At 61.7% G+C, this 6,863-nt stretch carries 7 protein-coding genes and 4 pseudogenes; all 11 read left to right on the top strand.

Translation table 11 applies throughout. The features are described 5' to 3' along the window. Positions 1-116: 116 nt before the first annotated feature. Positions 117-451, top strand: a pseudogene (locus tag NKJ94_RS32175) (IS5 family transposase); the annotation flags it as partial. Between the two features lie 74 nt (positions 452-525). Beyond that, a pseudogene (locus NKJ94_RS37675) lies at positions 526-1,663 on the top strand (IS110 family RNA-guided transposase). 288 nt (positions 1,664-1,951) lie between these two features. Then, positions 1,952-2,071: pseudogene (locus tag NKJ94_RS32160) on the top strand (IS5/IS1182 family transposase); the annotation flags it as partial. Positions 2,072-2,127: 56 nt separating this feature from the next. Further along, positions 2,128-2,565 (top strand): IS66-like element accessory protein TnpA, encoded by a 438-nt coding sequence (tnpA, locus tag NKJ94_RS32155; protein ID WP_352531162.1) that lies wholly within the window; start codon positions 2,128-2,130, stop codon positions 2,563-2,565. Then, positions 2,562-2,753, top strand: a complete 192-nt coding sequence (tnpB, locus tag NKJ94_RS32150) for an IS66 family insertion sequence element accessory protein TnpB (protein WP_352531160.1) — start codon at positions 2,562-2,564, stop codon at positions 2,751-2,753. The genes tnpA and tnpB overlap by 4 nt, the downstream gene beginning before the upstream one ends. Positions 2,754-2,861: 108 nt before the next feature. After that, positions 2,862-3,092 carry an IS66 family transposase zinc-finger binding domain-containing protein gene (locus tag NKJ94_RS32145; RefSeq protein WP_352531158.1) on the top strand — a complete coding sequence of 77 codons (231 nt, stop codon included), beginning with the start codon at positions 2,862-2,864 and terminating at the stop codon, positions 3,090-3,092. Then, a complete protein-coding gene (gene tnpC, locus NKJ94_RS32140; protein WP_352531156.1) occupies positions 3,053-3,763 on the top strand; it encodes an IS66 family transposase in 711 nt (236 codons plus the stop codon). The genes NKJ94_RS32145 and tnpC overlap by 40 nt, the downstream gene beginning before the upstream one ends. Next, entirely contained in the window at positions 3,720-4,046 is a 327-nt protein-coding gene (locus NKJ94_RS32135) for a transposase domain-containing protein (RefSeq protein WP_352531154.1), read from the top strand. Before tnpC ends, NKJ94_RS32135 begins: the two co-directional genes overlap by 44 nt. Further along, a complete protein-coding gene (locus NKJ94_RS32130) occupies positions 4,043-4,642 on the top strand; it encodes a UPF0149 family protein (protein WP_352531152.1) in 600 nt (199 codons plus the stop codon). Before NKJ94_RS32135 ends, NKJ94_RS32130 begins: the two co-directional genes overlap by 4 nt. Beyond that, positions 4,633-5,017 (top strand): annotated as a pseudogene (locus NKJ94_RS32125) (transposase family protein); the annotation flags it as partial. The gene NKJ94_RS32130 and the pseudogene NKJ94_RS32125, both read left to right, overlap by 10 nt. Before the next feature lie 281 nt (positions 5,018-5,298). Then, positions 5,299-6,705: an aspartate aminotransferase family protein gene (locus NKJ94_RS32120; RefSeq protein WP_352531150.1), complete on the top strand. Its 1,407-nt coding sequence runs from the start codon at positions 5,299-5,301 to the stop codon at positions 6,703-6,705. Positions 6,706-6,863: the final 158 nt, after the last annotated feature.

Genomic DNA, 6,863 nt, shown 5'->3' with positions numbered 1-6,863 from the left:
GCATCGCAAACCTCGCACAAGACACGTCGCAAACGACGTCGTTAAACACGTGTCATAGGCCATCACGACGATGTCAGGCAGGCGGTGACAATCGGGCGGTTACTTTGGAGGCAGCCTTGGGTGTAATGGATCGGTTGATATTGAGTGACGCGGCGTGGGATAGGATGGCGCCGCTAATCATCGGGCGTCCTGACCAGAAGGGCTCGACGGGCCGCGATAATCGGATGTTCGTCGAGGCGGTCCTATGGATTGTGCGAACGGGCTCCCCCTGGCGCGATCTTCCCAATGTATTCGGCGATTGGAACAGCGTATTCCGCCGCTTCAGTCGGTGGAGCAGCAAGGGTATTTGGTGGCGCATCTTCGAGGCGATGTCCGATGATCCGGAGTCGAATATCTAATCATCGATTCCACCATCGTCCGAGCCCACCAACATGCGGCTGGGGCCAAAAAAGATCCCATGAGGCGACGGGCGGCGGAACTCAGGTAAGGTTTCGGGGTCCGACATCCTAACCCTGGAGACGTCTCATGAACCTCTCATCCGTTGCTCTGCCGCCCGTCGACGAGAAGACTGCCACAATTTTCATGGCGCTGGAATTGAGCAAGTCGACCTGGCTTGTGGCCCTGCACTCGCCGGCGGTCGACAAGATCAGCCTGCATCGCCTGCAAGGAGGTGACACCGAAGGGCTTATGGCTCTCATTGAACACCGGCGCGAACAGGCGCAGGCCGCCTTGACGCGTCCGGTTCGGGTAATGTCGTGCTACGAGGCCGGCTACGACGGTTTCTGGCTGCATCGTTTCCTGTGCGACCGCGGTATCGACAATCAGGTTCTGGACGCGGCCAGCATCCTGGTCGACCGCCGGTCACGCCGCGCCAAGACGGACCGCCTCGATGCGGCGGCTGCTGCGCACGCTGATGGCGATGGAACGTGGCGAGCCGAGGGTCTGCCGGGTTGTGCGAGTGCCGAGCCTCGAGCAGGAGAACGATCGCCGTCGCAGCCGGGAACGGGCTCGGCTCGTCAACGAACGCGGCCAGCATTCGAGCCGCGTCAAGGGGCTTTTGATGACCCAGGGCATCCGCGACTTCAAGCCAGCCAGACGGGACTGGCGTGAGCAGCTCGAGACGCTGCGCACGGCTGACGGGCGGGATCTGCCGCCCTGCCTGAAGAACGAGATCAAGCGCGAGTGCCGCCGCTTGTGGCAAGTAATCGAGATGATCATGGAGGTCGAGGCTGAGCAGCGTCAGGCCGCCGAGACCACAGCTCCCGGGATCGCCCAACTGAGTCATCTGCGTGGCATCGGCCTGACTATCGCAAGCGTAATGACGAACGAGGTGTTCTTCCGCGATTTCCAGAACCGGCGTGAGGTCGCCGGTTATCTCGGTCTTGCATCCAGCCCTTGGAGCAGCGGCGCGGTCAGCCGCGACCAAGGCATCCAGAGATCGGGCAATCCGCGAGCGCGACGAACCGCCATTGAACTCGCCTGGCTGTGGCTGCGCCATCAGCCCGATAGCGGTCTCGCGCGCTGGTTTCACGAGCGCGTCGGCACCGGCAAAGGACGCATCCGCCGCACCATGATCGTCGCCTTGGCGCGCAAGCTGATAATCGCCTTGTGGCGGTATCTGACCCAGGGCCTGCTGCCGGAGGGCGCCATGACCAAGGCCTGACGAAAGAGTTCGACGCGAGGGCGGCCAACGTCACTTGCGACGAAGCGGGATGGATGTGGACCGGCGCCCCCCAGGGCTGTTAACGCCGTCAAAAAGATGGGTCCCATCCTTCCCGGCCTCGCCAAACTTGCCCGTGCATGCGGGATATGGGTGCAGGCTCCACCCGAGCCGACCGGATATGAGGTGATGTGGACTTGTTCCGCAATTCGCCGCGAGGCCGATCCCGACTACGTTCGAAAGTGACTAAGCCGTCACCACTACCATTGACACGATGTGCCTCATATGAGGGGGTCTGAAGATCAAGCCCTTGGTCGCTCCCGCGGCGGCTTGAGCACCAAGATACACATGGCCGTTCGCGGATTGGGGTGCCCTGTGCGGTTCACGCTTACTGCAGGGCAAAAGGGCGAGTAAGCGGTGCGCCAAGGCACCTTACAAGAGGCCGACGAACATGGAGTTTTCGCGCCATGACATTGGAACATGCAACGGGCGATATGGTCGCCGAGTTAAGCGGCGCCGCGGCGGCCGAAGATCTTACAACGGTGCCCGGGCGCGTGCGGCAACGAAGGCTCTGGAGTTGCACGGAGAAGCGCGCGTTGGTCGATCTGGCGAGCGCGGCGGGGTCGTCGGTGACCGAGGTCGCGGAGGCGTTCGGTGTAGCTCGGTCACAGCTCTATGCCTGGCGCAAGCAGATGGCCGGCGGCGAGCTCGAGGCCGATCGGGCGGTGGCAACTTTCGCGCGGATCGAAGTGAACGATCTGCCCGAGGTCGAGCGTCCCGTCGCCGATTGCCCGGACCCGGCCGGCAGGATCGTCGTGGCCTTTCCGAACGGCGCGCGATTGCGGATCGACGGGACCGTCGATCCGACAGCGCTGCGTATCGACCTGGCGGAGTTGACCAGGTGATCACGGTGGTGACGACCGACCGGATTTACCTTTGCTGCGGTGAGACCGATATGCGCCGCGGGATCAACAGCCTGGCGCGGACGGTGCAGCAGGTGCTCGCGCTCGACCCGCACACTGGCGCGATCTTCTGCTTCCGTGGACGCAAGGGTCATATCATCAAGATTCTAGCGCATGCCTATCGTCGCTGACACCGATAAGGTCCGGGTGTTGCCGGTGCGCAAGCTCATCCGAACCTGCCGCGCAAGCGGATCGTTCGCGAGCCCTCTTGCGCATGCTGCCCGGGCTGCGGCGGCGACATGCGCGCCATGGGCCAAGATAGTGAGGAGATGCTCGATCTGGTCGCCCAAGCCTGGCAGGTGATGGAGACCGTTCGACCCAAGTACAGCTGCCGGACCTGCGATAAAATTATCCAGGCCGCCGGCACCAGCCAAGGCCATTGCACGCGGCAGCTCCGCTATGCCGCGCTTGCCCATATCATGATGCCCAAGTGGGGTATTATCTGCCCTTCTACCGTCAGGTACAGATGATGGCCGCCAAGGGCGTCGATATCGAGCGATCCACGCTTGCGCGCAGCCCCGGCTACGCCGTCGCCTTGCTCGATCCGATCTACAACCGCATCCGTGAGATCGGCCGTACCCGAACCAAGATCCACACCGACGACACGCGGCTTCCGATCCTGGCGCCCGGCAACGGCAGGACACACAAGGGCGCGCTCTGGGTTCACGTTGCCGACGATCGCAACTCGGGTTCGCAGGAGCCGCCGATCGCCTGGTATCGCGCCACCATGGGCCGCGCCGGCGAGAGCGTCATGAGCGAGCTCGCCGGATTTACCGGGACGCTCCAGGCTGACGGTTTCAGCGGCTACAACCAGCTCTACAAGGGTGGCGCCATTCGAGAAGCTGCCTGCCTGGCCCATCTGCGTCGCAAGATATTCGACGTTCACGACAGCCAGCCGACCGAGCTCAGCACGACGGCGATGGCCGGTATCCAGGCGATCTACTGGATCGAGGAAGAGATACGGGGGCTGCCGCCCGCCGAGCGATTGGCCGCACGACGAAGGCGGACCCGACCACTGGTCCGCGCGCTGCGACGACAGCTCATGCGCCAGGGCAAGGGTTTGTCGCGCCATGCAGATATCGCGAAGGCCTTCGCCTATGGGCACCAGGCGATGGCGCGCGTTCAATCGCTTCCTCTATGATGGCCAGCTCGAGCCCGACAACCTCATCGCGGAGCGCGCCATTCGCGGATTTACGGTCGGCAGGCGCAATTGGCTTTTCTCGGGCAGCTTCGCCGCGGCCGAGCGGTCGGCGGTCGTGCTCAGCATCATTGAGACCTGCAAGCTCTGCGGCGTCGATGCCGAAGCCTACATGGCCGATGTCACCGAGCGCATCCAGAACGACTGGCCAGCCTCGCGCTGGGACGAACTGATGCCGTGGAATTGGGTGCGCCGCCAAGCGATGCAGCTCTCCTTGGCGGCATGAGCGCGATCGATGACATGGCGCTGTCGGACGAGGCGCTCGAGGCCTGGATGGCCGTCAAGATCAACCGTCGCCCGCTGGTGCGGACCATGTCGGCGCTGGATGGCTTCGTAACGGCAGCGGTCACCGGGCCGCGGTTCCCGGACCCGCAAGACTGGATGTGCCCGCTCATGGGGTCGCCGCGCGACGTCTTGGCCAAAGGCTCTGCAACAGATCGGGCCGTGTTTGCCAGCGTCGCCAGGATCCACAACCGGATCAACGAGACGCTCTTCGACAGACCGCAGGATTATGCGCCCCGATTCGCCACCAAGCCCAGGGGCGGCATCGACGCCCGGCCGTGGTGCCAGGGGTTCTACGCGGCCATGAATCTCAACATCAAAAAATGGAAACGGCTACTCGACCTCAACAACCCCCATCACGGCCTGCTGCTGCCGATCCTGATCTACTGCGTCGACAAAAAGGGGAGGCCTGTCCTCGGCAAGCCCAGGCCAGGACCCGAGACCGCGCACTTCATCGAGCACGAGGCGTACAAAGACATCGCCCTCGTCATCCCCGCTCTGCGCGAACTCCACTACGTCACCCATTATGACTCGGAGTGATCGGCGCCGGCGCGCCGACGAACGAGAGACTAACCATCAAGGCGATTTCGGGAAAGGTGCCTTGGCGCACCGCTTACAAGGGCGATGCGCCGCAAGCCGCAGCCTTGATCGAAGGACTGTCCGCCGACGTGGTCATGGCCGACACCGCCTATGACGCCGACTATTTACGCCAAGCCATCGCCGCCAAGAATGCAGTTGCTGTCATACCCAACAATCCATCGCGCTCACTCAAATATCCGCTCGACAAGCACCTCTATGCCCAGCTGCTTCTCCAAGCTCAAGCAGTTCCGCCGGGTCGCAACCCGCTTCGAGAAAACCGCCCGCAATTACCGCGCAGTTGTCACTCTCGCGGCTATTGTCCTATGGTTGCGGTAACGGTCCATACGGCCTAGGGCTTTATGCGTTACCTTGGGCAAACCTCCGCCGCCGAAAAGAGCACGGCGGCGCGCCTGCATCGATCCCTTTGTCCGCATCAAGGCAGGGGCTAACTTCGAGACGCGAAACCTTGGTTTTCACTGCGTTGGAGGCCAATTCCGTGAATTCGTCGGCTAAAGACGTGCATTCCCGCGAAACTCGAGAGGTGTTTGCGAGTATGCTTGTTTTCAATAGTCGGCTGCGTGAGTGTCTTCTGCCTACTGCTCCCGAGGAGAGGAACTATGAGCTTGAGCAATTTGGGGACTGAGCAGCTGCGGGAGAAGGACCGAAGCTTCGTCTTTCATCCGTCTACACACTTGGCCAAGCACAGCCGCGGCGAGACGCCAAACCGGATCATGGCCGGCGCAGAAGGCGTCTACATCTGGGATACGGAGGGTCGGAAAAGTCTCGACGGTTTCGGCGGGCTCTATTGCGTCAATATGGGATATGGATGCACGGAGATTGCCGAGGCTATCGCGCGGCAAGCGCACGAGTTGCCGTTTGCCCATGTCTATGCGAGCCAAGGCACCGAGCCAGTCGCCCTCTTGGCAGAGGCCGTGGTCGAATATTTCGGACAGAACATGCGACGGGTTTACTTCGGCCTTTCCGGCTCCGACGCCAACGAAACCAACATCAAGCTGGTCTGGTATTACAACAACATCCTCGGGCGCCCCGAAAAGAAGAAGATCATCTCCCGGCATCGCGGATATCACGGGTCCGGGCTGGTCACCGGAAGCCTGACAGGGCTTCCCTTTTTTCACGATTTCTTCGACCTGCCTTTGGATTTGGTGCGCCATACGACGACGCCACACTACTATCGCCAGGCGCGCGACGGCGAAAATGAGGAGGCGTTCTCCAGGCGCTGTGCCAACGAACTTGAAGCCCTTATCCTCGCTGAAGGCCCAGAGACCGTTGCAGCCTTCATTGGAGAGCCGGTACTTGGGACCGGTGGCATCGTTCCGCCTCCGAAGGGATACTGGGCTGCGATTCAGGGGGTGCTTGACAAGTACGACATCCTTCTTATTGCCGATGAGGTGGTCTGCGGCTTCGCGCGAACCGGTGAGAAATTCGGTTCCCACCTCTATGGCATGCGCCCGGATTTCGTAACCATCGCCAAGGGCTTGAGTTCCGCCTACCTGCCTATCTCCGGTTCGATTATCGGTGACCGGGTCTGGTCGGTTTTGGAACAAGGGACGGAAAAGCACGGGCCACTCGGCCATGGCTGGACATATTCTGGTCACACGCTTTGCGCGGCGGCCGCGCTTGCCAACATTAAATTGCTAAAGGAAAGAAACATCCTGGAACATGTTCGGGACGTTGGACCCTATTGGCAAGCCCGCATGAAAGCCGAATTGGAGCGACATCCCATTGTCGGCGAGGTTCGCGGCGTCGGCATTCTATCCGCCGTGGAGCTGATGCGGGATCCGAAGGGTCGGGTGCCATTTGAACCCGGACTTCAGGTCGGCGCGCGCGCCGCCGCTGCTCTGTTTGAAAATGGTGTCATAGGCCGCGCTATGCCGCATGGCGATATCCTCGGCTTTGCCCCACCTCTGATCATTACCCGAAAAGAGATTGACATCATCGTCGACGCGACCGCGAAATCAGTCGATACGACCTATCGCGCGCTGAAGGCGGAGGGCGCGATATGATCTGAACGTCCCGGATGAGCCTCCCAATCAGATCGACCGGGATATCACGTCCCGCAGCCCTGTGGTGCGATGAGCTGGCGCGCGCAAAGCCACGCTCTTCGCATTTAAGGCTACTTGCATGGAGGGTGTGCGAGTCGATGCCGAAATGCGACGCCAAT

Source organism: Mesorhizobium sp. M0060 (assembly GCF_040323155.1).
GTDB lineage: Bacteria > Pseudomonadota > Alphaproteobacteria > Rhizobiales > Rhizobiaceae > Mesorhizobium.
This window is presented reverse-complemented; position numbering and strand designations above follow the sequence as displayed.